Raw genomic sequence first — 24,673 nt, 5'->3', positions numbered from 1 at the left:
GGCCATCTTCCAGTCACAATATTGAGGGAACCACTGCGGCATGTGGCGGGTGCTGATTTTAGCTTTGACGACTGGCGTGGCGGCCGGGGGAATCGCCGTTTCTGCGCGGGCGCAGACGGCGCAACCGGCGCCCAAGTCCGGTTCTGCCCCAAAAGAGGCGACCCCCAAGCCGGCTGCGCCGGCCAACACCAACGCAAAGGCGACCCCGAAGCCCGAGAGCAAACCGGCGGCCCCGGCTGCGGCAGTTGCGGGGGGCGCGGAGCCGACCCTGATCGGGCAGTTCGGCACCTGGGGCGCCTATTCGGCGACGCCGAACGGCAAGAAGGTCTGCTTCGCGCTGGCCAAGCCGTCGTCGTCGAAAACCAACCCGCCGAACCGGCCGCGCGATCCCGCCTATGCCTTCGTCTCGACCCGGCCGGCCGAGAAGGTCAACAACGAAGTCTCGGTCATGATCGGCTATGCGCTGAAGCCCGGCTCGGAATCGACCGTCGAAGTCGGCGGCGCCTCCTTCGCCATGTACACGCAGGGCGACGGGCTCTGGATCAAGAACGCGGCCGAGGAGGAGCGGATGGTCGAAGCCATGCGCAAATCCGCCGATCTCGTCGTCAAGGGCGTCTCGGCCAAGGGCACCGAGACTACCGACACGTTTTCGCTGAAGGGCCTCGCCCAGGCGCTCGACAAGATCGCGCAGGACTGCAGGCGTTAAGACTGCGGGCGTTAAGTCTGCTGGCGATAAGGTCGCAATCGGCGGTTCCGGTTGCTATATAGGGGTATCCCAAAGGTGCTGCCGTCATGGCCGGGCTTGTCCCGGCCATCCACGCGCTGGTTCCGGCGGGGAGAACGTGGATGCCCGGGACAAGCCCGGGCATGACGAGACAGCAGCAATCTCAGGCAACCGATGACCGAGCCGCACAACGCCATCCTGGTGGAGAAGACTCCGCTCGAAACCTATGTGCCGCCGGCCAAACCGTCGCTGATCGGCCTGTCGCGCGCCGAGCTTGCCGATCGCCTCGGCGAGATCGGCGTCGCACCGGCCCAGCGCAAGATGCGCGTGCAGCAGCTGTGGCACTGGATCTATTTCCGCGGCGCCCAGAGCTTCGATGACATGACCTCGATCTCGAAGGGCATCCGCGCCGAGCTCGCCCAGTATTTCACCGTGGACCGGCCCGAGGTCGTGGCCGAGCAGATCTCCAACGATGGCACCCGCAAATGGCTGTTGCGTCTGCCGAGCGGCGACAATGTTCAAAAGGCGCATGAAGTCGAATGCGTCTACATCCCCGAGACCGACCGCGGTACGCTGTGCGTCTCCTCGCAGGTCGGCTGCACGCTCAATTGCGCCTTCTGCCACACCGGCACCCAGCGCCTGGTGCGCAACCTCACCGCCGGCGAGATCGTAGGCCAGGTGATGGTCGCGCGCGATCGTCTCAACGACTGGGCCGATCGCGAGGACGGCACGCGCCGCGTCACCAACATCGTGATGATGGGCATGGGCGAGCCGCTCTATAATTTCGACGCGGTGCGCGATGCGCTCTTGATCGTCGGCGACAACGAAGGCATCGGCATCTCCCGCCGCCGCATCACGCTGTCGACCTCGGGCGTGGTGCCGAACATCGTGCGCGCCGGCGAGGAGATCGGCGTCATGCTCGCGATCTCTCTGCACGCGGTGCGCGACGAGCTGCGCAACGAGCTGGTGCCGCTCAACCGCAAATATCCGATCAAGGAGCTGCTGCAGGCCTGCCGCGACTATCCCGGCGCCTCCAACGCGCGCCGCATCACCTTCGAATATGTGATGCTCAAGGGCGTCAACGATTCGCTCGACGATGCCAAGCTGCTGGTGAAGATGCTCAAGGGCATTCCGGCCAAGATCAATCTGATCCCGTTCAATCCCTGGCCCGGCACTGCCTATGAATGCTCGGACTGGGACCAGATCGAAAAGTTCTCCGAATACATCTTCAACGCCGGCTATTCCTCGCCGGTGCGCACCCCGCGCGGCCGCGACATCCTCGCCGCCTGCGGCCAGCTCAAGTCGGAGACCGAAAAGCTATCCGCGCGCGAACGCCAGGCGCTGCGCGCCATGGCGATGACGGATTGAGTTGTTCATGCCGTCGCTCTCGCATTCCTGTCATTGCGAGCGCAGCGAAGCAATCCAGAATATCTCCGCGGTGGCAGTCTGGATTGCTTCGTCGCTGCGCTCCTCGCAATGACGACTGAGTTGGCATTTTCGTCATGTCCCTGATCGGCCGCCTCGTCGTCATCTTCATCGGCTTTCTCGCCGCCTGCTTCGTCGGCGGCATGATCGTCGTCGTCGCGCTGCTGTTTCCGGAATTCGCCGATCTCGGCGCCGGTCCGGTCGATCAGGGCACGATCGACATCCTGCTCGGCTTCGGCTTCATCTTCGTCTCCGGCTTCGCGCTGGTGCCGGCGGCGGTGATCGTCGCGATCACCGAAGCGCTCTACATCCGCAGTGCGATCGCCTATGCCGTCGGCGGGGGCCTCGTCGGGCTCGCCTGCTATCTCGGTCTTGTTCCCTTCCACGCCGACACGCTGCAGTTCGAGGGCATCGTGCGGCGTCACCTGGAAATCATGACCGGCGCCGGCATCGTTGCCGGCGTGGTCTACTGGCTGATCGCCGGCCGCAATGCCGGAGCCTGGCGCATCCCGCCGCCCCCGCGCAAACCGCCGCCGCCACTGCCGTCGAATTCGCGGCCGGATTGAGACGCCGTCATTGCGAGGAGCGAAGCGACGAAGCAATCCAGGATCCCTCTGCGGAAAGATTCTGGATTGCTTCGCTTCCGCCTTCGCTCTTCGAGCTACGGCGGACAAGTCGCTCGCAATGACGGATTCCGGGGTTTCCATCCCCGCCCCACTCCGCTAAACCGCGCGCCATGAACCGGACTGGACTCTTCATTGCGCTGGCGCTGTGGCTCGTGATCGGCGTCGCCTTCGGCCTCTATCCCGAGCTCGACCTCAAGCTCGCTTCGCTGTTCTTCGACCCCGAGACCAGGACTTTTCCGCTCAAGCTGAACGAGTGGGCCGGCTTTGCGCGCGATGCGGCGATGTGGATCGCCTGGGCGTTCGCCCTTCCCTCGATCGTCGCGCTCGTGGTCAAGATGGTCCGGCCCGACCGGCCGCTGATGGTGCCCGGGCGCACGATCATTTTCCTGCTGGTCACGCTGATCATGTCGGCCGGCATTTTGACCAACCTGACGTTCAAGACTTATTGGGGCCGCCCGCGCCCGGTGGTGGTGACCGAGTTCGCGGGCGACCAGCAATTCGTGCCGTGGTGGGATCCGCGCGGCGGCTGCGGGCGCAATTGCTCGTTCTTCTCCGGCGAAGGGGCAACGGCATTCTGGACGCTGGCGCCGGCCGCGCTGGCGCCGCCGGCGTGGCGGCCGCTCGCCTATGCCGCCGCCGTGGTGTTCGGTGCCGTCACCAGCACCCTGCGCATGGCCTTCGGCGGGCACTTCTTTACCGATGTCTCGATCGCCGGCCTCGTCACCTTCGTCGTGATCTGGTTCGCCTACGCGCTGATTTACCGCTGGCCGCGGACGCGGTTCTCGGACGAGGCGGTGGATGCCGCCCTGAGCCGGCTGAACATGCCCGCCTACCGGCTCCGCCAGCGCCTGTTCGGCCGCAAGACCGGCCCCGAACCCTCGGTTTGAGCCATTAAAGGGGTGCCGAGCCCCGCGAAATTTGATATTCGCGCGGTCAAACCCATCCGTCACATCAGCTTGAGACCCGATTGGAAGCCCCATGACCACGATCCTGAAAAGCCTGCCCAAGGGTGAGAAAGTCGGCATCGCTTTTTCGGGCGGCCTCGACACCTCTGCGGCGCTGCTCTGGATGAAGCAGAAGGGCGCGCGCTGCTACGCCTACACCGCCAATCTCGGCCAGCCGGATGAAGCCGACTATAACGAGATCCCGCGCAAGGCGATGGAGTTCGGCGCCGAGAACGCGCGCCTGGTCGATTGCCGCACGCAACTCGTCCACGAGGGCATCGCCGCGATCCAGTCCGGCGCCTTCCATATCTCGACCGGCGGCATCACCTATTTCAACACCACGCCGCTCGGCCGCGCCGTGACGGGCACGATGCTTGTTGCGGCCATGAAGGAGGATGGCGTCAACATCTGGGGCGACGGCTCGACCTTCAAGGGCAACGACATCGAGCGCTTCTACCGCTACGGCCTGCTCACCAATCCCGGCCTGAAAATCTACAAGCCCTGGCTCGACCAGCAGTTCATCGACGAACTCGGCGGCCGCGCCGAGATGTCGGCATTCATGACCGCGCAGGGCTTCGCCTACAAGATGAGCGCCGAGAAGGCGTATTCGACCGACAGCAATCTGCTCGGCGCCACGCACGAGGCCAAGGATCTCGAAAGCCTCGACAGTGGCATCAAGATCGTCAACCCGATCATGGGCGTGCCGTTCTGGCGCGACGATTGCGCCGTCAAGGCCGAGAAGGTCGTGGTGCGCTTCGAGGAAGGTCAGCCGACCGCGCTGAATGGCCAGACTTTCTCCGATCCAGTCGCGCTGTTCCTCGAGGCCAACGCGATCGGCGGCCGCCACGGCCTCGGCATGAGCGACCAGATCGAGAACCGCATCATCGAGGCCAAGAGCCGCGGCATCTATGAGGCGCCCGGCATGGCGCTGCTGCACATCGCCTATGAGCGCCTCGTCACCGGCATCCACAACGAGGACACGATCGAGCAGTACCGCATCAGCGGCATGCGCCTGGGCCGCCTGCTCTATCAGGGCCGCTGGTTCGATTCGCAGGCCCTGATGCTGCGCGAAACCGCGCAGCGCTGGGTCGCCCGCGCCGTCACCGGCGAGGTGACGCTGGAGCTGCGCCGCGGCAACGATTATTCGATCCTCAACACCGAGAGCCCCAACCTCACCTATGCGCCGGAGCGGCTGAGCATGGAGAAGGTCGAGGACGCCGCCTTCACGCCGGCCGACCGCATCGGCCAGCTCACCATGCGCAACCTCGACATCGCCGACACCCGCACCAAGCTCGGTCTCTATTCGAAGACCGGCCTGTTGTCGGGCACTGAAGGCTCGCAGATATTCCGGCTCGAGAGCGACAAGGGCTGACGCTCTCGCTGTCGTAGGCTGGGCAAAGCGAAAGCGTGCCCACCATCTTTCCGCGACCGAGATAGTGGTGGGCACGGCGCTCTCGCGCCTTTGCCCACCCTACCGATTACTGACGCCCCGTAGCCCGGATCGAGCGAAGCGAAATCCGGGGCCGCTGCCAAGCCGATGAGATTCCCGGATTGCGCTTCGATCGATCCGGGCTACGGGCTTAATGACGGTGTCATGCTCGATCGCTAGCTTCCTGTGTCCATCGGAACGGAATTGCGGAGCATCAAACATGGTCACGAGATCGGCACTCGCCTCTCTCATCGTCCTTTGCTGGACATGGTCGCTGCAGGCGCAGACGATCTATCCGATCGATCGTGCCGAGATCCTCGCTGGAGCCAAATTCGACTTCAAGGTCGAGCTTCCCGGTCTGGTCGATCCCGCCAAGTTGAAGGTGACGGTGAACGGCGCGGATTATGCGGCCGCGTTCGGCCGTTCCGGGAGCTTCATCGAGCGCGAGGACGGCAAGGAGCAGTCGGCCCTGATCCTGCGCGACGTCGCGCTGACCAAGCCCGGCAGCATCGTGGTCGACGTGAACGACGGCACGCGCCAGCGCAGCGTCACATGGACGGTCTACGACACCGGCGCGCGCAAGGCGAAGAACGTCATCCTGTTCATCGGCGACGGCATGTCGCCGGCGCACCGGGTCGCCGCGCGAATCCTGTCCAAGGGGATTTCGGAAGGAAAGAGCCGCGGCAAGCTCGCCATCGACGACATGCCGCATATGGCGCTGGTGGCAACCGCCGGCTCGGACTCGATCATCACGGATTCCGCCAACTCGGCGAGCGCCTATGCGACCGGGCACAAGAGCGCCGTCAATGCCCTCGGCGTCTATGCCGACCGCACCGCAAGCCCGCTCGACGATCCCAAGGTCGAAACCATCACGAGCCTTGCCAAAAGGCAGCTCGGCATGGCCATCGGTATCGTCACCAATACCGAGATCGAAGACGCGACGCCGGCGGCGATGGTCGCGCACACTCGTCGGCGCGCCGCCTATGACGACATCGTCGAGCAGTTCTTCGCGGCGAAACCGGATGTGATGATGGGCGGCGGCAGCGCGAATTTTCTGCCGAAGTCGGCTACCGGCTCCAAGCGCAAGGACGAGACCGACTACATCGCGAAGTTTCGCGATGCCGGCTATCAGATGGCGACCACCGCGGGCGAGCTCAGCGCCGCTGCCGCAAAACAGGAGACGAGCCGGCTGCTCGGCCTGTTCGCCACCGGCAACATGGACGGTGTGCTCGACCGCAAATTCCTGAAGGGCGGCGGTGTCAGGAAATTTCCCGAGCAGCCCGACCTGACCGAGCAGGTCCAGGCGGCGCTGAAGATCCTCGCGAAGAACGAGAGCGGCTTCTTCCTGATGGTCGAATCCGGAATGATCGACAAATACGCGCATTTGCTCGACATGGAGCGCGCCGTCTACGACACGATCATGCTCGACAACGCCGTGCGTCAGACGCGCGAATGGGCGCGCGCACGCGGCGACGACACCCTCATCCTGGTGCTGGCCGATCACAATCATCCCAACAGCCTCGTCGGCACGGTGAATGACGACATGGGCACGACGCCCAACGTGCCCTTGCGCGAGCGCGTCGGAGTCTACGATCAGGCCGGATTTCCCAACTATCCCGCGCCGGATGCGGAAGGTTATCCGTCACGCGTCGACGTGAGCCGGCGGCTTGCCATCTTCTCGGCGAGCCTGCCCGACCACTACGAGACGTTCCGTCCGAAGCTCGACAATCCCAACGAGCCGACCGTCAAGGCCGGCGACGACGGCACCTACAAGGCCAACGACAAATACAAGGAGGTCCCGGGCGCGGTGCTGCGCCCCGGCAATCTGTCGGCGCTGGTCGGCGCCAGCGTGCATTCGGGTGAGGATGTCATCCTGACCGCGACCGGACCGGGCAGCGAGCGCGTGCACGGCTCGATGGACAATACCGACGTGTTCCGTGTCATGGCCGACGCGCTGGGATTGGCTGCGCGACAATGATGACGGGTCGACTGCCAATCTGGGCACAACTACATGCCTGCCGCACGCGAGCGCGGCAGGGCGGCCGCCCTGGTTCGCTCACGCCCTATGAATTTACGACGAGTGAGGCGGCGTGAAGACCAGCTTCACAAAGCTGCGGAAGAGCAGGATCTGTCGCTCCAGCCGCTTCGGGTCGTTGAGCGTCTTCGACATGATGATTGCGCCGTCGACCACGCACGAGATCATCTCCGCGAGATCGTCGAGGTCCATCGGCTCGCGGGGCGGATAGACGGCGGCGATCCCGTCGAGAATTTCGCGGAAGTGCGCATTCCAGCTCCGGACCGATTGCGCGGTCAGATTGCGAACATCGCGGTCGAACAAGCGCTCCTGATAGCAGATGCTGGCGATCAGGCAGCCGGGATGGCCGTTCGGCAGATCGGCCATGACTTCGGCGAGCAGTTTCAGCGAGATCAGGAACGACTGCAGCGGGTCGTCGGAGAGCTCACGTCCGCGCTTGAAGATCTCGTCGAACAGGCGATCATTCGTATCCACGTAGCGGCGCAGCATCTCCCGTGCGAGCGCGTTCTTGTCCTTGAAGTGATAGAAGAAGCCGCTCTTGGTCAGTCCGGCCTCGGCAATGACCTCCTCGATCGAGGTGGCGCCGAAGCCCTTTGCGAGCACCGCCGCTTCCGCGATTTCGAGAATGCGCTCGCGCGTCGCTTCGCCCTTTCCCATCGATGTCTCCAGAACTGTACCGACGGTGCGGAAATTGGCCCTTGGGACCAAGCACCTCTCCGAGTGACTCGTGCAAATCTTTGATTTGTCTACGCTTGCCGGTGGAAGTTCAGCCGCACCACGGGGCTTCTAGAGCGACGCGACATTATGCGGCACCAAATGCCGCGACCGAACAAGGGCATGGCGCGACCGAATGAAGAGAGCGGGCCCGTCCAAATGATGGAGCGATCAATGGCCAGATACAGGCATGGTCTGCCGCAGCGCGGCGGCGGCATTTTCCTGACCGACGGCGGCATGGAAACAACCCTTATCTTTCACCACGGGCTGGAGCTGCCCCACTTTGCGGCATTCGTGCTGCTCGACAGCGCGGATGGCCGCGCGCACTTGAGGCAGTACTACGAAGCCTATCTGCGTATCGCGCGGCAGCATGGGCTCGGCTTTGTGCTCGACAGTCCGACTTGGCGCGCCAACCCTGATTGGGGCGCCAAGCTCGGCTATGATGCGGCCAGGCTCGAGGCCATCAACATGCGCGCCATTCGCTTCCTCGACGAATTGCGCGGTGCTTGGGAGGCCCCCGGCACGCCTTGCGTCATCAACGGCGCGATCGGTCCGCGAGGCGACGGCTACAAGGCCGGCAACATGGACGCGGCGGAGGCGGAAGCCTACCACTTGGGCCAGATCGCGGCCTTCGCCGAGGCCGGCGCCGACATGGTGACTGCATTCACGCTGAACAGCATCAACGAAGCCGTGGGCGTGGTCCGTGCAGCCAAGAGGCAGGACATTCCGGTCGCGATCTCTTTCACGGTCGAAACCGATGGCCGCCTCGTCCGGGGAGAGTCGCTGCGCGAGGCGATCGAGGCGGTCGACGACGCAACGGAGCGGGCTTGCGAATACTTCCTGATCAATTGCGCACACCCAACGCACTTCGAGAGTGCACTCGCCACAGGCGAGGCTTGGGTCCAGCGCATCCACGGCATCAGAGCCAATGCATCGGTCAAGAGCCACGCCGAGCTCGATGAATCGGAGGCGCTAGACAGTGGTGATCCCGCAGATCTCGGCCGCCGCTACCAATTGCTCAAGCGCGCATTCCCCGGCATGCGCATTCTCGGCGGCTGTTGCGGCACTGATCACCGGCATGTTGCCGCGGTTTGTGAGGCATGTCTGCCGTCGGAAGCAATGACGGCGTGATAAGAAAAATGGCCGGGATTGCTCCCGGCCATTGTCTTCTTGCGAAGGTCTTACTGGCGCGGCGGAGGCGCCGCATTGGCCTGGCCGCCGTTGAGCAACGGCGTGATGCGGCGGACGGTGACGCGCCGGTTGATCAGGCTCGGCCCCTGCGTCTGCTCCTTCAGGTATTGCTCGCCATAGCCCTGCGACGTCAGGTTTTCCGCGGGCACATTGAACTGCTGCGTCAGCAATTCGGCTGCGGCCTGCGCGCGGCGGTCCGACAGCGACAGATTGTCGACCTCGTTGCCGACCGCATCGGTGTGGCCCTCGATCAGGAACACCTCCTGCGGGTTGGCCTGGAGCGCCTGGTTGATGCCGTCGGCGATCACTTGAAGCCGCGCCGCCTGGTCCGGCGGAATGGTCCACGATCCTGTCTCGAAGTTGATCGTGTTGACGTCGATGCTCGGCATCTGCATGCGAACGTTCGGGCTGTAACGGATCTCGTCGAGCGAGTAGCGCCGATCGATCCGCTGCACCGGCGGAGCCCGCATCGTTTCGTAGATCACCTGCGGCGGCGCCTCCTGGGCGTCGACGATGTAGCGATCGTAGGGAATGCTGACCACCGGCGGCGGCACGTCGACATAGAAGCCGCCGACCGCCCGCGGATCGCGGTAGGTGTTGTCGATGATCACGATCTCGCGTCCGCGCGGGTCCCTGCGGATACGACGGAGCAGCGAGCCGTCCGGCCCGACCACGGTGATCACCTCGCTGCCATCGGGACGGATCACGACGGTGCGGGTTTCGCCGCCGACTGTGTCGGTGCGGATGTCGCGGGCGCCGTAGCGGAAGCGATAGAGATCGTTGCCGCGGACATAGGCCTGGCCGCCCGGATCGCGGATGATGATGCGGTCCGGCTCGGTGTAGACGGTGCGGCCGCCTTCGACGACCTCGCGTCGCTGGCTATGGAGATCGGCGATGGTGGCGCCGATCACGGCGCCGGCCACCACGCCGGCACCGATCGCGAGCGGCGTCAGGTCACGCTGTTGCGGACGCGGCGGCGGCGGCAAGGGCGCTGCGACCGTCGGCGCGGCGCGGAACGCGGGCGCGACCGTCGGCGGTCTGTATTGTGCCCTGTCGGGCGGCGGCGCTGCGGCGGGCGTGCCGGGGACCACGGTCGGAGCCGCGGCGCCGGCGGGAGGTGCCGGCGGCCGGGCAGGGGCACCCGCCTGCGGGGGCGCAGCCGGAGTCCCGGCGGCGGGCGCGCCGGCAGGAGGCGTTCCACCCTGTTGTCCCGGGGCTGGCGTCGCCGTCGGAGCCGGGGTTGCGCCGGGTGTGGGCGTTGCCGACCCCGGTCGTCCGGCCGGCGGCGGCGGAGTGCTGCCGGGCGCCGGCGTGGCCGTTGGCGCGGGCGTGGCGCCCGGGGCCGGTGATCCCTGAGGGGGTGGCGGCGCGCCAGGACGTACGCCGGGCGGAGGTGCGCCGGGGCGACCAGCCGGCGGTGCGCCGGGCGTGCTGCCCGGAGCCGGCGTTGCGGGTGTCGCAGTCGGAGCCGGCGTTGCCGCCGGCGCGGGCGCGCCGGGGCGTGCCGTGGGCGCAGCTGTCGGAGCAGGCGGTGTTGCCGTCGGCGCAGGCGCGGGCGTCGGCCGGGCCGGCGGAGCCGCTGCCGGAGGCGGCGGAGGGGGCGGGGTCGGGCGAGCCGCAGGCGGCGGCGTGGTCGGGGCCTGCTGCTGCGGCGCCGCCGCGGGAGGCGGCGGGGCAGCCGGGCGTGCGGCAGGCGGCGGCGCCGGCGGTGTGGGAGCTGGGCGCGCGGCAGGGGGCGGCGGAGGCGGCGGTGTCGGGGCGTGCTGCTGCGGCGCCGCGGCCGGAGGCGGCGAAGGCTGCTTCGGAGCAGCAGGCGGCGGCGGGGGCGGCGGAGGTGCCGGACGGGCCGCAGGGGGAGGCGGAGGCGGTGGCGGCGCTGCCGGGCGCGGCGGGGCAGCTGCCGGCGGGGGCGCTGCAGGCGGGTGCGGCGGTGCTGCCGCGGGCGGCGGAGCCGCGGGGCGCGCGGGTGCTGCAGGCGGCGCGGCTGCGGGCGGTCCCTTCGGCGGCTGCTTCGGTTTTCCGTCAGGGCCCGTGTCTTGCGGCTGGGCCTGCGCGACCACGAGCGGCGCGGCGTCTTGCGCATGCGATGCGGTGTTGGCCAATTGCATCGCGGTCAGAGCCGTCGTCGCAAGCAGCACGAAACGAAGGTTGGTCATGGTGGTGAACTTCCCCGGAAGGTTCTTTGTCGAAGTGTCGTGATGAACGGCTACGCGTTAGGCCGCATTGTGGCGGGCGATGCAACCGCGGCTCGATTTATTTCTGCACGCAAATCATCTCACTATGGCAACGTTCATTGCGCATTCAGAAGCTGGTTGCAATCGCCTTGCACTCGTTGGCCCTTTCACACGTGATCCCGCGGCGGAATTGCATCCGTCGCAGGATTGGGCGTAAGCGGTCCATGCGGGCCGCGCGATGGAATCTCTTCAGGCATGCGGCCCGGCAATTCGTCGGGCCGCGGCGGCGAGCCGGGCTCGCGCACCGGCGGCGTGATTTCGGGCTGCGGATTGCCGGGCGGGATTCCGGGCGGTGGCTCAGTTGGCGTACCGGGCGTCGAGGGCGGAATCTCGGGCGGTTCGATCGGCATCGGCACCATCGGGATCGTTGTGCAGAGAACAACAACGACGGCGCAGCGCCGATGTTCCGCGCCACCCGCTTCGAAGCCCGGTTTATTCCGGCGTGTGGCAGACCGCCTCGATATTGTGGCCGTCGGGATCGAGCACGAAGGCGCCGTAATAGTTCGCGTGATAATGCGGACGGATGCCGGGCGGACCGTTGTCGCGGCCGCCGGCCGCCATCGCCGTCTTGTAGAATGCATCGACCGTGCCGCGGTCCTTGGCGCGAATAGCGACATGCACGGGCTTGTTCATCGCGCCCTCGCCGCCGATCCAGAAATCGGGCTTGCCCTCGGCGCCGAAGCCCGCGGCCGCAGCGTGACCGGTCTGCTCGGCCGTGACTTCCATGATCAGGCTGTAGCCGAGCGGCGCCAGCGCCTTCACGTAGAACGCTTTGGCGCGCTCATAGTCGGAGACGGAGAAACCCAGATGGTCGATCATCGCTAACCTCCCTTGTTCGTCCCTGTCAGCGGGACAGAAACGTATTGCTTCGTGTCTTCCGCACGATCGTAAAGCCGCGCCCGACCATGTCGGCAATACAATCCTGCTGCCATTCGTTTTGTGACAGATGCTCGATCACCACCGCACGCGGCCACAGCGATTGTGGCGCGTCGCGGAAGAAGCCGATCAGCACGCGGTCCTCGAAGCCCTCGACGTCGATCTTGAGCGAATCGACCTGCCCGACGCCGGCCTCCTCCAGAATGCGCATCAAGCGCAGCGACGGCACGTTGATCGCCTCGGCACTGGCCGTGCCGGTGACGACGTGGGTGGCGCCGAGATTGCCGCCGCCGCTCTCGATCATCAGCTCGCCGTCGCTGTCGCCCGCGGCGGCCTGGACCAGGCGAACCTGCGGCGTCTTCGATGCGGCGTGGTTGAAGGAGAGCCGTGCGAAGGTCAGCGGATGCGGCTCGATCGCCACCACTTTTCCTGATGGCCCGACCTGCCGTGCCATCACCAGTGCGAACGTGCCGACATTGGCGCCGACATCGACGAACACGCCGCCCGCGGGGGTGTGCTGGCACAGGAAGTCGAGCTCGTCGAGATTGTAGTCCGGATTGAACAGCGCGCCGCGCTCGGTCGCGCTGCCCTGGTGATGGAGGCGGAACGAGGCGCCCTGGTATTGCACGTCGACAGGGCCGCTGCGCAGCAGGTTGACCAGCCGCGACATCCAGGGCCGGAACGCGCCGCGCTTCAGCCCGGATCGTTGAGCGAGGCGGATGATTGCGGCCTGCGCCGCATTGGGCGCGAACGCGCCGAACGGCGCGGACGAAGGGGCATTGTCGGACGTCAAGCAGCAGATCCTCGTTGCAGGCGGCGCATGCATAGCCGGTTTTGATGGGGACTCCAACGCTCGATCACCGGTGTCGTCCCGGGGCGCGAAGCGAACTCGGGACCCATAACCCCAGGGAGGGGTGTGATGCGACACGCTCACTCCGAGTCTTCGTCAAACTTCCCTCCTGTGGGTATCGGTCCCGGATCTGCGCGCTTGTCCGGGACGACGGAGAGAGCCTCACGCCGCCTTCCTTGGAGCCTTGCGCTGCCGCAAGAATCGCCCGAGCAGCCGGCGCCTGCCCTTGCGCGGAATCAGGTCGATATCGCTGACGAGCTTGGCGCCGCCCTTGCGCCGCTCCAGCACGATCTTGCGGCTGTGGAAAGCCTCCAGCTCGGCGCGGTGCGCGACGCTGACGATGGTCGCCTTGGGCAACGCGTCGGTGACCATCTTCATCATCTTGTCCTGGCTCTTCTCGTCGAGCGCGGAGGTCGCCTCATCGAGCACGACGATATCGGGGTTGTGCAGCAGCAGCCGCGCAAAGGCGAGGCGCTGCTTCTCGCCGCCCGACAAGGTCTGGTCCCATGGTCCTTCCTCCTCGATCTTTTCCTTGAGATGATCGAGGCCGACCTTGTGCAGGGCTTCGCCGATTTCGTCCAAGGTCCAGTGGTCGGCCGCGCCGGGATAGGCGACCGCCCGCCGCAACGAGCCGGAGGGCACATAGGGCCGCTGCGGCAGCATGAACAGTCGGCGGTCGGCATGGAAATTCACGCTGCCGCCGCCCCAGGGCCATAGGCCGGCGATGGCGCGCACCAGCGTGCTCTTGCCGGTGCCGGATTCGCCGGCGACCAGGAGCCGCTCGCCGGGCTCGATCACCACCTCGGTCTCGCCGACCACCGCGGTGCCGTCGTCGAGCGTGACCGAGAGATCCTTCAGCTCCAGCATGGCCTCGCTGCTGGTCTCGCCGCGCTTGATGCGGCCGAGGCCATCGCCCTGCTCGGCGCGCTCGAGGCCGTCGAGCGACATCATCAATGAGGCGATGCGGCGCGCGCAGGCGTTCCAGTCGGCGAGCCGCGGATAATTGTCGACCAGCCAGCCGAACGCGCTCTGCACGATGGTGAAGGCGGATGCGGCCTGCATCACCTGCCCCAGCGTCATGGAGCCGTCGAGGAATTTTGGCGCGCAGAGCAGAAGCGGCACGACCGGCGCAACGAGGCTCGATCCTTGCGACACCAGCGTGGTGCGCATGTGCTGGCCGGCGAGCCGCGCCCATTGCCGCAGCACGTTCGTGAAGTTGCGATCGAGGCCGTCGCGTTCCTCCTCTTCGCCGCCGAGCAGTGCGATGCTTTCGCCGTTCTCGCGTACGCGTGTCAGGGTGTAGCGGAAATCGGCCTCGGCCTGGTTCTTATCCTCCGAGACTTGCACGAAGCGCCGGCCGATCACCGTGATCGATCCGGATGCGATCGCGGCGTAGAGCATCGCGGCGATCACGAGGAAGCCGGGAATGGTCACCGACGAGCCGCCGAGCGTGACGGTGAGCGCGCCGCCGATGGTCCAGAGCACGACGATGAAGGTCGCGGCCGACAGCAGCGCGGAGGTGACGCCGGCAATGAAATCGACCGGCGCGTCGGTGGCAATGCGAAGATCCTCCGCGATCCGGTATTCCGGATTCCCGTGATCGCCGCCGACGAGGTTGAGCTGGTAGTAGCGCCCGTTCTTGAGCCACCGTGTCAGCACGCTCGCGGTCAGCCAGGCGCGCCAGCGCCGCTGGATGCCCATGCGCGCGAACACCTGCACGACTGCGAGCACGATGCTGCCGATCGCGAGCGGGAAGAACATTGCGGTGAGATGGAAGACACTCGCCGCATCGCGCTTCTCGATGGCGTCGAAGATCGCACGATTCCAGACATTGATGCCGTATTGGAAGCCGACGGTCAGCACGATCAGCAGGACGAGACCGATCGAGAACGGCCAGGCGAGGCGGTCGCCGTTGCGGCCCCAGAAACCGCGGGCGCTGATCCAGAACCGCGTCAGCAGATAATCCTTGCGGACCTGCTCGGCTTCCTCCGGTGACAGTTCGGGGTCGGGTTCGACCAGCTCGGGCGGCGGCGGTGTCACGTCGTCGCCGTTCTCGCCTTGGATATCGATGATGGGCGGCTTCTTGCCCTGTTCGCGCGTCGCGGCCGGTTTGTGCATGAGCGGACAACGCGAAGGGAACTCAGCCGGTTCCCATGAGGTTCCGCGGGCCCCTATTCGGCGGCGCCGTCCCTGACGCGCCTGATCCGGGCTGCCCGATGCAGAACGCGCGACAATTCCTCGATCGAATAGGGCTTTTGCACGAGATCGAAGCCGGCAACGCCCTCTTGCGACAGGGCTTGGCTGTAGCCGGTGGTCAGCACGACCGGCACGCCGATGCTGCGGTCGCGGATCGCCTGCGCCAGATCGAGCCCGGTCATCCCGGGCATCACCACGTCCGAGAACACGACGTCGAAGCGGTCGGCGTCCACGACGAGCTCGGCGAGCGCATCGGTCGCGTTGTCGATCAGAGTGATGCTGTAGCCGAGCTCGGTGAGGCCGTCGGCGGCGAAATTCGCCAGCTCGATATTGTCCTCGACCACCAGGACCGACATGCCGCTGCCGGCCACCGCCGGCGCCGTGTTGGGCGCCTGGCGCTGCGGCAGCAGGTCCGGCGGCACGCGCGGTAGATAGAGCGAGAAGGTGCTGCCGCGCCCCACCTCGCTCGTGACAGTCACTTCGCCGCCGGACTGTCGGGCGAAGCCGAACACCTGGGACAGGCCGAGGCCGGTGCCGTGGCCGACCTGCTTGGTGGTGAAGAACGGCTCGAAGATGCGCCCGAGCCGCGCGGCGGGAATGCCGACACCGGTGTCGCTGACGGTTACGCGGACGAAGCCGTGGCCTGCCATGCCCGGGCCAGTCGATGCCAGCGTGTCCGGAACGGCCGTCGTGGCCTCGACCTTGAAGACGATTCGCCCCTGGCCCTGCATGGCATCGCGCGCATTGGTCGCCATGTTGATCAGCGCCGTCTCGAACTGGCTGGCATCGGCATTGACGAGGCACGGCTCCGCCGGCAGCTGCATGACGATCTCGATCGCGGGGCCCAGCAGCGTGGCGAGCATGTCGTGCAGCGACTGCACCCGCGCGCCGACGTCGAACACCTCCGGCTTGAGGGTCTGGCGCCGCGCGAAGGCGAGCAGCTGCGAGGTCAGCTTGGCCGCGCGCGCCACCGAATCCGCAATGGCCGTGATGTAGCGCTGTCGCCGCTCCTCCGTCAGCTGCGGGCGGTTCAGGAGATCGACGGAAGCGCGGATCACCGTCAGGAGATTGTTGAAGTCGTGCGCGACGCCGCCGGTGAGCTGGCCGAGCGCTTCCAGGCGCTGGCTGTGCTTCAGCGCCTCCTCGGCCTCGCGCCGCCTTGCAGCCTCCGCCTGGAGGTGCTGGGTGCGCCGCAGAGCGAGCGCCAGCAGCAGGAACAGCAGCGCGGTGGCGGGAATGCCGAACACCAGATGCTGGCCGATGGTCGCGAGCCAGCGGGCGCGGATCGCCGAGGTCTCGAGCCCGGCGCTGACATAGATCGGATATTCGGCGACGCGCCGGTAGGCGATGCGCCGCTCGATTCCGTCCGATGGCCAGGCGACGGTGATGAGGCCGTGCTGGGGCTGGGCCGCGATTTTCTGGCCCACCGGTCCGGTCGGATCGAGCCGAAGCTCGTGGTCGAGCCGGGGAAAATGCGTGAGCATCGCGCCGTCGGTGCGGCCCATCGCAAGGAAGCTGCCGGGATCGGACCCGATTCTGGCGTAGAAGCTCTCGAAATATTCCGGCAGCACCGAAGCCTGGATCACGCCGATGAAGCGGCCGTCGTCGGACTCGCGGCGGCGGCTGACCCCGAAGAAGCGGGCGCCCTGATAGGGCGGCCGTGGCGTCAGGGCCGTGCCAATGAACGTGCCGATGCTCTGGTCGACATGAGCATAGAAGTAATCGCGGTCGGCAAAGCTCAGGTCCGGCGGCGGCGAGACGAGGCTGTTGACCAGCGCCTTCCCGTTCGCATCGAAAATCCAGGCCGATTTGAGCTGCGGCAGCGAATCGCTCAGCCGCTTCAGCCGGCGATGCAGCGTCGGCTCCCGGGCGCGGATGACGTCGTCGGGCAGGCCGCGCACGACCTCGTTGAGCTCGGCGAGGCTGCGGTCGATGGTCTCGAAGACCTTGAGCGCGTGCTCATGGGCGACATCGACCGTCCGCTCGATCTCGCGGTCGGCGGTATCCTTGGTCGACGTGTAGGAGATCGCGGCGGCGACGGCGAACAGCGCAATCGGCAGCGCCAGGGATGCCGCCATCATCCACTGCAACAGCCTCAGCGAGTTGCGTTGCGCCCTCTGCACAGTCGCTCCGTCCCTGACGGGAGCTTAACTGAATCCCGCGTGAGGAAGGAAGCAGCTTGTGCTGGAACCGCTGGTTGTGAGCCGGAAACTTGCGCGCCCAGCGGGTCAGAGAAAATTCTGCTCGAATTGACGGCAAATGCAGGACACCCCGGCCGGTTTGGCCGGGGCGCAAAGGGGGGACTTCGCCTCAGATCTGCCGTTCGACCATCTTGAGCTTGAGCTCGGCGATGGCTTCGGCCGGGTTGAGGCCCTTCGGGCAGGCCTTGGCGCAGTTCATGATGGTGTGGCAGCGGTAGAGCCGGAACGGATCCTCGAGATTGTCGAGCCGCTCGCCAGTCGCCTCATCCCGCGAATCCGACACCCAGCGGTTGGCCTGGAGCAGCGCGGCGGGGCCGAGATAGCGCTCGCTGTTCCACCAATAGCTCGGGCAGGAGGTCGAGCAGCAGGCGCAGAGGATGCACTCGTAGAGACCGTCGAGCTTCTCGCGGTCCTCGTGGCTCTGGCGCCATTCCTTCTGCGGCGTCGGCGAGGTGGTCTTCAGCCAGGGCTCGACCGAGGCGTACTGCGCGTAGAAATTGGTGAGGTCAGGGACGAGGTCCTTCACCACCGGCTGGTGCGGCAGCGGGTTGATCTTCACCGCGCCGTCCTTCACGTCGTGCATCGACTTGGTGCAGGCCAGCGTGTTCTGGCCGTCGATGTTCATCGCGCAGGAGCCGCAGACGCCTTCGCGGCAGGAGCGGCGGAAGGTCAACGACGGGTCGATGTGGTTCTTGATCCAGATCAGGCCGTCCAGCACCATCGGACCGCAATCATTGGTGTCGACATAATAGGTGTCGACGCTCGGATTCTTGCCGTCATCCGGATTCCAGCGATAGACCTTGAACTCGCGGAGCTCGGTCGCGCCCGCAGGCTTCGGCCAGGTCTTGCCGCCTGATATCTTGGAGTTCTTCGGAAGTGCGAATTCAACCATTCGATTAAGGCCTTCGCTGTTCGATCAATACAAGCGCGACGTTTAGTAAACGCGAGCTTTGGGCGGGATGTACTGAACGTCGTTGGTCATGGTGTAGTTGTGAACCGGGCGATACTCGATCCTGACCTTGCCGGCATCGTCCAGCCAGGCCAGCGTGTGCTTCATCCAGTTCTTGTCGTCGCGCTCCGAGAAGTCCTCGCGGGCATGGGCGCCGCGGCTCTCGGTGCGGTTGGCGGCCGAGTTCATCGTCACCACCGCCTGCGAGATCAGGTTGTCGAATTCCAGCGTCTCGACGAGGTCCGAATTCCACACCAGCGAGCGGTCGGAGACGGCGATGTCGGTGATCCCGCTGTGGACCTTCGCGATCAGGTTCTGGCCTTCGCTCAGCACTTCGCCGGTGCGGAACACCGCGCAATTGTTCTGCATCACGTGCTGCATGCCTTCGCGCAGCTTTGCGGTCGGCGTGCCGCCCGAGGCGTAGCGGTAATGGTCGAGACGGCCGAGCGCCATCTCGGCCGAGTTCGCCGGCAGCTCGGGCTGCTTGGCGTTGGGCGTGAGCTTTTCCGCAAGGCGCAGCGCGGCGGCGCGGCCGAACACGACGAGGTCGATCAGCGAGTTGGAGCCGAGGCGGTTGGCGCCGTGCACGGAGACGCAGGCGGCTTCGCCGATTGCCATCAGGCCGGGGATCACCGCGTTGTCGTCGCCGTCCTTCTTGGTCAGCACCTCGCCGTGATAATTCGTGGGGATGCCGCCCATGTTGTAATGCACGGTCGGCACGATCGGGATCGGCTCGCGCGTCACGTCGACATTGGCGAAGATCTTGGCCGATTCCGAGATGCCCGGCAGGCGCTCGGCGAGCACCGCGGGATCGAGATGGTCGAGATGCAGGAAGATATGGTCCTTCTTCTTGCCGACGCCCCGTCCTTCGCGGATCTCGATGGTCATCGCGCGCGAGACCACGTCGCGCGAGGCGAGGTCCTTGGCCGACGGCGCGTAGCGCTCCATGAAGCGCTCGCCCTCGGAGTTGACGAGATAGCCGCCTTCGCCGCGCGCCCCCTCGGTGACGAGGCAGCCCGAGCCGTAGATGCCGGTCGGGTGGAACTGGACGAACTCCATGTCCTGCATCGGCAGGCCGGCGCGCAGCACCATGCCGCCGCCGTCGCCGGTGCAGGTGTGCGCCGAGGTGCAGGAGGCATAGGCGCGGCCGTAGCCGCCGGTCGCCAGGATCGTGGTCTGGGCGCGGAAGCGATGCAGCGTGCCGTCGTCGAGCTTGAGCGCGATGACGCCGCGGCAGGTGCCCTGATCGTCCATGATCAGGTCGATGGCGAAGAACTCGATGAAGAACTCGGCCGCGTGGCGCAGCGACTGGCCGTACATCGTGTGCAGCATGGCGTGGCCGGTGCGGTCGGCGGCGGCGCAGGTGCGCTGCGCCTGGCTCTTGCCGAACTCGGTGGTCATGCCGCCGAACGGACGCTGGTAGATCTTGCCGTCCTCGGTGCGCGAGAACGGCACGCCCCAATGCTCGAGCTCGTAGACCGCGTCGGGCGCGTTGCGCACCATGTATTCGATCGCGTCCTGGTCCCCGAGCCAGTCCGACCCCTTCACGGTGTCGTACATGTGCCAGCGCCAGTCGTCCTTGTGCATGTTGCCGAGCGAAGCGGAGATGCCGCCCTGCGCCGCGACCGTGTGCGAACGGGTCGGAAACACTTTCGTAATGCAGGCGGTGCGGAGGCCGGCCTCGCTGCAGCCGACGACCGCGCGCAGGCCCGCGCCGCCGGCGCCGACCACGACGACGTCATAGGTGTGGTCTTCGATCGGATAGGCTTTTCCGTTGGTGGCGGGAGCGCCGTTGCCCTTGCCATTGGTCTCAGCGGCCATGGGTTACACTCCGGAAGAAAGCTTCAGGATCGCATAGGTCGAGGCGAGCGCCACGGCGACCGAGAAGAAATTGTTGAGCATGATCGCGGTGAGCTTCAGCTTCTCGTTATGGACGTAGTCCTCGATCACCACCTGCATGCCGATCTTCATGTGCCAGGCGCTGGCGAAGATGAAGAGGAGCAGGATCACCGCAACGGGAATGGAGCTCAGGGTCTGCGCCGCGTAGACCTGGTTGCGGCCGAGCAGCATCATGATGATCACCAGCGCGGGGATCATCAGCAGCGTCATGGCAACGCCAGTGATGCGCTGGCGCCAGAAATCGGTCGTGCCGGAATGCGCGGCGCCGAGATTGCGGACGCGCCCGAGCGGCGTGCGCATCGAGGGACGCTTCGGAGAGCCGTGGGATTCGTCAAAGCTCATCGGCCGCCTCCGTTCGCATAGGCGATGATCCAGATCAGCACCGTCAGCGCGATGCCGCCGATCAGGGCGCCCCAGGTCAGCGCTTCGCGCTCATTGGCCTTGAAGCCGTAGCCGAGATCCCAGACGAAATGCCGGATGCCGCTGAGCATATGGTGCATCAGGGCCCAGGTGTAGCCGAACACGATCAGCCGGCCGATGATGCTGCCGGAGAAGGCCTGGACATGGGCATAGGCGGCCGGGCCGGAGGCCGCGGCAACCAGCCACCAGACCAGCAGCAGGGTTCCGACATAGAGGGCGATACCGGTGGCACGATGGACGATGGACAGGGCCATCGTCAGCGTCCAGCGATAGGTTTGGATGTGCGGCGAAAGCGGTCGTTCGATCCGTGCGGTCATGGGCGGCTTTTGATGTTTGTTGCGGCCCAGCATGGGGCGCGCGGGGATCGCGAGAGGTCGGCTCTATTTACGGAGTCGATTTGGCCTGCGCAATCACCAAATCGCCATAAACGGAACCTGGGTTCAGCTCTATGGCCTTGATGAACCAAGGCCAATCAAGGTCTTGGTATACCAGCATATCGGTCCGCCAACGAAAGTGTGAATATAAGTTCGCTCTTTGATCCCGAGCGTATGGCGCATTGAAATCACTGTTGGAACGCCTCTAAGCCGCCTCGGGCCCCGTGATCGCAACTCGCGAGGGGCATCGCCGAGGGTGAGCCGGCCCGGCCACCGCCCCACCGCGGTTCTCGCCGCGCGCCACGGTTCCTGCAGCGCGGGCGGATATGCGCAGCCTGCATTCCACCCCAGCCGGGTCGCGCGACGTGTCGACCGGCTGGATCGGATCGCCTACAGCTTGCCGACGCGGCCGGCTCTGAACGTGCGTATCGGGCCGGCAGGCCGGGCAGGTCTGGGGTGATTGCAGGTCTTGATATCAGGGACTTTGTCGAGCTCGCGCTGCTGCTGATCGCAACCGGCGCGCTCTCGGGATTCCTGGCCGGCGTGTTCGGCATCGGCGGCGGCGCGATTCTCGTGCCGGTGTTCTACGAATGCTTCCGCATCGCCGGCGTGCCGCTGGAGGTGCGGATGCCGCTCTGCGTCGGCACCTCGCTCGCCGTGATCATCCCCACCTCGATCCGCTCTTTCCAGGCGCATTACAAGCGCGGCGCCGTCGACATGGCGATCCTGCGGGTCTGGTGGCTGCCGATCCTGATCGGCGTCATCGCCGGCAGCGTGGTCGCGCGCTTCGCGCCGGAGCGGCTGTTCAAGATCGTGTTCGTCGCCGTCGCCTGGTCAGCCGCGGTCCGGCTGATCTTCGCCCGCGAAACCTGGAAGCTCGGCGATGATCTGCCGAAGGGCCCGTTGATGCGCGTCTACGGCTTCTGCGTCGGCATCCTCTCGACCCTGATGGGCATCGGCGGCGGCCTGTTCTCGAACCTGCTGATGACCTTCTACAGCCGCCCCATTCATCAGGCGGTCGCGACCTCCTCGGCGCTCGCGGTGCTGATCTCCATCCCCGGCGCGCTCGGCTACATCTATGCCGGCCGGCCTGCTGCCGCGAACTATCCGGCCGTCGCAGCGCTGCAAGTGCCATTCGCGCTCGGCTACGTCTCGCTGATCGGCGCCGTGCTGGTGATGCCGATGAGCCTCGTCACCGCGCCGCTGGGCGTGAGAGCCGCGCATGCGATGTCGAAGCGTACACTGGAGATGGCGTTCGGGTGTTATCTGTTGATCGTGGGGAGCCGGTTCGTGCTGAGCCTTGTGGGCGGGCAGTAGCCGCCACGACCTCCGTCATTGCGAGCGAAGCGAAGCAATCCAGTGGTAGGGTGGGTTAGCGGAGCGTAACCCACCGCTTCTGTCTCCGCAGAAAGTAAAGAGGTGGGTTACGCTCCGCTAACCCACTCTACGAACTAGTCCTTCAATCGCACCTCGCTGTGGAACCATGATCGGAGATCGCCGATGCCTTCGATGCGACCGGAATCGGAAAGTACCTTCAATCGCGCAGCAATCACTTCGCCTTCGATCGGCAATCCAAGCTCTTTGCAGCGATCCAACACATAGCTGACCATCATCGCGGTTTTCCGCCAAGTCGGCTCCATGACCGAGAAAATGATCTCGTCGAGCTGCTTTTCGGTCACCGACGCTGGGAGTTGCACCTCATCCCACGTGAGTTCGCCGATATATCTTAGCGGTTCTCGATCAGATTTCGGCGGCTCTAGATCCGGGTACTGATCGTAGATTGGCTGGAGCAGCTCGTCCTCTAAGGCGACAACGACTTCCTCAAGCCAATCTTCGAGCTCGATCCGCTCAGCCTTGCCAAGTGCCGCGATCGCCATTCGAGCCTCGTCGAGGGCCCTATAAGCATCGAGGAGATGATCGTTGATCCGGACAGCCTGCTCGCGCTTCATGCATCTCCCCGCACTGGAGCATTTGCCCCCTCACTTCTTCGCGTAAATATCCTTGTACGTCTCGCGCAAGACATTCTTCTGCACCTTGCCCATCGTGTTGCGCGGCAGCTCGTCGACCACGAACACCCGCTTCGGCATCTTGAATTTCGCGAGGCGCCCTTCGAGGCCCTTCAACACGGCTGCTTCATCGATGCTCGCGCCGGGCTGGCGCACCAGCACCGCGGTGACGCCTTCGCCGAAATCGGCATGCGGCACGCCGATCACGGCGGACTCCACCACGCCGGGCATGGCGTCAATCTCGCTCTCGATTTCCTTCGGGTAGACGTTGAAGCCGCCCGAGATCACGAGATCCTTGCCGCGGCCGAGGATGTGCACGTAACCCTTCGCATCGATCTTGCCGAGATCGCCGGTGATGAAGAAGCCATCAGGCCGGAACTCGGCCTTGGTCTTCTCCGGCATGCGCCAATAGCCCTTGAAGACGTTCGGCCCCTTCACCTCGATCATGCCGATTTCGTCGCGCGGCAGCTCTTTCCCCGTCTCGGGATCGGTCACGCGCACAGAGACGCCTGGCAGCGGGAAGCCGACCGCGCCGGGCACGCGCTCGCCGTCATAGGGGTTCGACGTGTTCATGTTGGTTTCGGTCATGCCGTAGCGCTCGAGCACGGCATGTCCGGTGCGCGCCGACCATTCGCGATGCGTCTCGGCCAAGAGCGGCGCCGAGCCCGAGATGAACAGCCGCATGTGCTTGGTCGTCTCATGCGACAGCGCGGGGTTCTGCAGCAGGCGGGTGTAGAAGGTCGGCACACCCATCAGCACCGTCGCGCGTGCCATCAGCTTGATGATCAGGTCCGGATCGAGCTTCGGCAGGAAGATCATCGAGGCGCGCGCGAACAGCGTCACGTTGGTCGCCACGAACAGGCCGTGGGTGTGGTAGATCGGCAGCGCGTGGATCAGGACGTCCTTGTCGGTGAAGCGCCAATAGTCGACGAGCGAGAGCGAGTTGGACGCCAGATTGTCATGCGTCAGCATCGCGCCCTTGGAGCGGCCGGTGGTGCCCGAGGTGTAGAGGATCGCGGCGAGATCGTCGTTTTCACGCGGCACCGTCGTGAACTCGCGGCTCGCTCTGTCGGCGGCCTCCGTGAGCGAGCCCTTGCCGTCAGCCCCGAGCGTCTCGACCTTCGCCTTCACTTTGGCGGCGATCGGGGTGAGCCCTTCCGCCTTGGAGGGATCGCAGACCACGAGCGACGGCTCGGCATCGCCAATGAAGTAGTCGAGCTCGTTGAGCGTATAGGCCGTGTTCAGCGGCAGATAGACCGCGCCGGCGCGCACCGTGCCGAGATAGAGCACGATGTTGGCGACCGACTTCTCCACCTGCACCGCGACGCGGTCGCCGGGCTTCACGCCACGGGCGACCAGCACGTTCGCCATCTGGCCCGCGCGCGCGATCAGATCGCCATAGCTGATATGGGCGCCGTCATGCGTCTCGATCGCGAGCCGCTTGGGATCGGCGAGGCCCTCGAACAGGCGGGAAAACAGGTTGGCGTTGGCAGCTTGGTTCATGCAACATTCCTCGCCGGCACAGGCCGGTCAAAACCGAGGGCTGGATTAGCAAAAACCGCCCCGATGAAGCAACGGAG

At 65.7% G+C, this 24,673-nt stretch carries 21 protein-coding genes; 8 read left to right on the top strand and 13 right to left on the bottom strand.

Annotation, left to right across the window (positions count from 1 at the left end; all coding sequences use genetic code 11):
* The first annotated feature begins 40 nt into the window (after positions 1-40).
* The 6 genes from AB7M16_RS18440 to AB7M16_RS18415 all read left to right on the top strand — a co-directional run bounded on the left by AB7M16_RS18440 (position 41) and on the right by AB7M16_RS18415 (position 7,126).
* Entirely contained in the window at positions 41-706 is a 666-nt protein-coding gene (locus AB7M16_RS18440) for an invasion associated locus B family protein (protein ID WP_453944743.1), read from the top strand.
* A gap of 192 nt (positions 707-898) precedes the next feature.
* Positions 899-2,092, top strand: a complete 1,194-nt coding sequence (gene rlmN / locus AB7M16_RS18435; RefSeq protein WP_453944742.1) for a 23S rRNA (adenine(2503)-C(2))-methyltransferase RlmN — start codon at positions 899-901, stop codon at positions 2,090-2,092.
* Positions 2,093-2,226: 134 nt separating this feature from the next.
* Entirely contained in the window at positions 2,227-2,715 is a 489-nt protein-coding gene (locus tag AB7M16_RS18430) for a hypothetical protein (RefSeq protein ID WP_271510088.1), read from the top strand.
* Between the two features lie 170 nt (positions 2,716-2,885).
* Positions 2,886-3,662, top strand: a complete 777-nt coding sequence (locus AB7M16_RS18425) for a phosphatase PAP2 family protein (RefSeq protein WP_453944741.1) — start codon at positions 2,886-2,888, stop codon at positions 3,660-3,662.
* A 91-nt stretch (positions 3,663-3,753) separates the two neighbouring features.
* Positions 3,754-5,091 (top strand): argininosuccinate synthase, encoded by a 1,338-nt coding sequence (argG, locus tag AB7M16_RS18420; RefSeq protein WP_172789500.1) that lies wholly within the window; start codon positions 3,754-3,756, stop codon positions 5,089-5,091.
* A gap of 277 nt (positions 5,092-5,368) precedes the next feature.
* Entirely contained in the window at positions 5,369-7,126 is a 1,758-nt protein-coding gene (locus AB7M16_RS18415; RefSeq protein ID WP_453944740.1) for an alkaline phosphatase, read from the top strand.
* A 93-nt stretch (positions 7,127-7,219) separates the two neighbouring features.
* Here the strand turns inward: AB7M16_RS18415 and AB7M16_RS18410 are convergent, their stop codons facing one another.
* Positions 7,220-7,840, bottom strand: a complete 621-nt coding sequence (locus AB7M16_RS18410) for a TetR/AcrR family transcriptional regulator (protein WP_453944739.1) — start codon at positions 7,838-7,840, stop codon at positions 7,220-7,222.
* A 231-nt stretch (positions 7,841-8,071) separates the two neighbouring features.
* Between AB7M16_RS18410 and AB7M16_RS18405 the strand changes: the two genes are divergently transcribed.
* Complete coding sequence (locus tag AB7M16_RS18405; RefSeq protein WP_453944738.1) at positions 8,072-9,028, top strand: homocysteine S-methyltransferase family protein; 957 nt, start codon at positions 8,072-8,074, stop codon at positions 9,026-9,028.
* A gap of 50 nt (positions 9,029-9,078) precedes the next feature.
* On the opposite strand, the gene AB7M16_RS18400 is transcribed toward AB7M16_RS18405, so the two are convergent.
* The 10 genes from AB7M16_RS18400 to sdhC all read right to left on the bottom strand — a co-directional run bounded on the left by AB7M16_RS18400 (position 9,079) and on the right by sdhC (position 21,030).
* The gene (locus tag AB7M16_RS18400) at positions 9,079-11,244 is read right to left on the bottom strand and encodes an OmpA family protein (RefSeq protein WP_453944737.1); all 2,166 of its coding nucleotides are present in this window, start codon (positions 11,242-11,244) and stop codon (positions 9,079-9,081) included.
* A 185-nt stretch (positions 11,245-11,429) separates the two neighbouring features.
* Positions 11,430-11,672, bottom strand: coding sequence for a hypothetical protein (locus tag AB7M16_RS18395; protein WP_172788008.1), 243 nt, complete (start codon positions 11,670-11,672; stop codon positions 11,430-11,432).
* 82 nt (positions 11,673-11,754) lie between these two features.
* Complete coding sequence (locus tag AB7M16_RS18390; RefSeq protein WP_453944736.1) at positions 11,755-12,141, bottom strand: VOC family protein; 387 nt, start codon at positions 12,139-12,141, stop codon at positions 11,755-11,757.
* 25 nt (positions 12,142-12,166) lie between these two features.
* Positions 12,167-12,991 (bottom strand): FkbM family methyltransferase, encoded by an 825-nt coding sequence (locus tag AB7M16_RS18385; protein ID WP_453944735.1) that lies wholly within the window; start codon positions 12,989-12,991, stop codon positions 12,167-12,169.
* Positions 12,992-13,210: 219 nt separating this feature from the next.
* A complete protein-coding gene (locus tag AB7M16_RS18380; protein ID WP_212255552.1) occupies positions 13,211-15,166 on the bottom strand; it encodes an ABC transporter ATP-binding protein/permease in 1,956 nt (651 codons plus the stop codon).
* A 53-nt stretch (positions 15,167-15,219) separates the two neighbouring features.
* On the bottom strand, positions 15,220-17,367 hold the full coding sequence (locus tag AB7M16_RS18375) for an ATP-binding protein (RefSeq protein ID WP_453944734.1): 2,148 nt from the start codon (positions 17,365-17,367) through the stop codon (positions 15,220-15,222).
* A 187-nt stretch (positions 17,368-17,554) separates the two neighbouring features.
* Positions 17,555-18,337 carry a succinate dehydrogenase iron-sulfur subunit gene (locus AB7M16_RS18370; RefSeq protein ID WP_172788004.1) on the bottom strand — a complete coding sequence of 261 codons (783 nt, stop codon included), beginning with the start codon at positions 18,335-18,337 and terminating at the stop codon, positions 17,555-17,557.
* 42 nt (positions 18,338-18,379) lie between these two features.
* Entirely contained in the window at positions 18,380-20,215 is a 1,836-nt protein-coding gene (gene sdhA, locus AB7M16_RS18365; RefSeq protein WP_271501494.1) for a succinate dehydrogenase flavoprotein subunit, read from the bottom strand.
* A gap of 3 nt (positions 20,216-20,218) precedes the next feature.
* Positions 20,219-20,635 (bottom strand): succinate dehydrogenase, hydrophobic membrane anchor protein, encoded by a 417-nt coding sequence (gene sdhD / locus AB7M16_RS18360; protein ID WP_246504571.1) that lies wholly within the window; start codon positions 20,633-20,635, stop codon positions 20,219-20,221.
* The gene (gene sdhC, locus AB7M16_RS18355; protein ID WP_172788002.1) at positions 20,632-21,030 is read right to left on the bottom strand and encodes a succinate dehydrogenase, cytochrome b556 subunit; all 399 of its coding nucleotides are present in this window, start codon (positions 21,028-21,030) and stop codon (positions 20,632-20,634) included. Before sdhC ends, sdhD begins: the two co-directional genes overlap by 4 nt.
* A 513-nt stretch (positions 21,031-21,543) precedes the next feature.
* On the opposite strand from sdhC, the gene AB7M16_RS18350 reads away from it, so the two are divergent.
* A complete protein-coding gene (locus AB7M16_RS18350; protein WP_453944733.1) occupies positions 21,544-22,404 on the top strand; it encodes a sulfite exporter TauE/SafE family protein in 861 nt (286 codons plus the stop codon).
* A gap of 134 nt (positions 22,405-22,538) precedes the next feature.
* On the opposite strand, the gene AB7M16_RS18345 is transcribed toward AB7M16_RS18350, so the two are convergent.
* Together AB7M16_RS18345 and AB7M16_RS18340 are read right to left on the bottom strand one after the other, a co-directional pair.
* Positions 22,539-23,036 (bottom strand): DUF3658 domain-containing protein, encoded by a 498-nt coding sequence (locus tag AB7M16_RS18345; RefSeq protein ID WP_453944732.1) that lies wholly within the window; start codon positions 23,034-23,036, stop codon positions 22,539-22,541.
* Between the two features lie 30 nt (positions 23,037-23,066).
* Positions 23,067-24,596 (bottom strand): malonate--CoA ligase, encoded by a 1,530-nt coding sequence (locus AB7M16_RS18340; protein WP_453944731.1) that lies wholly within the window; start codon positions 24,594-24,596, stop codon positions 23,067-23,069.
* Positions 24,597-24,673: the final 77 nt, after the last annotated feature.

Source organism: Bradyrhizobium sp. USDA 372, from assembly GCF_053629095.1.
Note: the sequence above shows the minus strand (reverse complement) of the source record. Positions and strands in the feature narration are given on the sequence as shown.

Bases quoted from the DNA above. Each gene is read 5' to 3' on its own strand.
- AB7M16_RS18440 (WP_453944743.1), top strand. From the start codon at position 41: ATGTGGCGGGTGCTGATTTTAGCTTTGACGACTGGCGTGGCGGCCGGG.
- rlmN (WP_453944742.1), top strand. From the start codon at position 899: ATGACCGAGCCGCACAACGCCATCCTGGTGGAGAAGACTCCGCTCGAA.
- AB7M16_RS18430 (WP_271510088.1), top strand. From the start codon at position 2,227: ATGTCCCTGATCGGCCGCCTCGTCGTCATCTTCATCGGCTTTCTCGCC.
- AB7M16_RS18425 (WP_453944741.1), top strand. From the start codon at position 2,886: ATGAACCGGACTGGACTCTTCATTGCGCTGGCGCTGTGGCTCGTGATC.
- argG (WP_172789500.1), top strand. From the start codon at position 3,754: ATGACCACGATCCTGAAAAGCCTGCCCAAGGGTGAGAAAGTCGGCATC.
- AB7M16_RS18415 (WP_453944740.1), top strand. From the start codon at position 5,369: ATGGTCACGAGATCGGCACTCGCCTCTCTCATCGTCCTTTGCTGGACA.
- AB7M16_RS18410 (WP_453944739.1), bottom strand. From the start codon at position 7,840: ATGGGAAAGGGCGAAGCGACGCGCGAGCGCATTCTCGAAATCGCGGAA.
- AB7M16_RS18405 (WP_453944738.1), top strand. From the start codon at position 8,072: ATGGCCAGATACAGGCATGGTCTGCCGCAGCGCGGCGGCGGCATTTTC.
- AB7M16_RS18400 (WP_453944737.1), bottom strand. From the start codon at position 11,244: ATGACCAACCTTCGTTTCGTGCTGCTTGCGACGACGGCTCTGACCGCG.
- AB7M16_RS18395 (WP_172788008.1), bottom strand. From the start codon at position 11,672: ATGCCGATCGAACCGCCCGAGATTCCGCCCTCGACGCCCGGTACGCCA.
- AB7M16_RS18390 (WP_453944736.1), bottom strand. From the start codon at position 12,141: ATGATCGACCATCTGGGTTTCTCCGTCTCCGACTATGAGCGCGCCAAA.
- AB7M16_RS18380 (WP_212255552.1), bottom strand. From the start codon at position 15,166: ATGCACAAACCGGCCGCGACGCGCGAACAGGGCAAGAAGCCGCCCATC.
- AB7M16_RS18370 (WP_172788004.1), bottom strand. From the start codon at position 18,337: ATGGTTGAATTCGCACTTCCGAAGAACTCCAAGATATCAGGCGGCAAG.
- sdhA (WP_271501494.1), bottom strand. From the start codon at position 20,215: ATGGCCGCTGAGACCAATGGCAAGGGCAACGGCGCTCCCGCCACCAAC.
- sdhD (WP_246504571.1), bottom strand. From the start codon at position 20,635: ATGAGCTTTGACGAATCCCACGGCTCTCCGAAGCGTCCCTCGATGCGC.
- sdhC (WP_172788002.1), bottom strand. From the start codon at position 21,030: ATGACCGCACGGATCGAACGACCGCTTTCGCCGCACATCCAAACCTAT.
- AB7M16_RS18345 (WP_453944732.1), bottom strand. From the start codon at position 23,036: ATGAAGCGCGAGCAGGCTGTCCGGATCAACGATCATCTCCTCGATGCT.
- AB7M16_RS18340 (WP_453944731.1), bottom strand. From the start codon at position 24,596: ATGAACCAAGCTGCCAACGCCAACCTGTTTTCCCGCCTGTTCGAGGGC.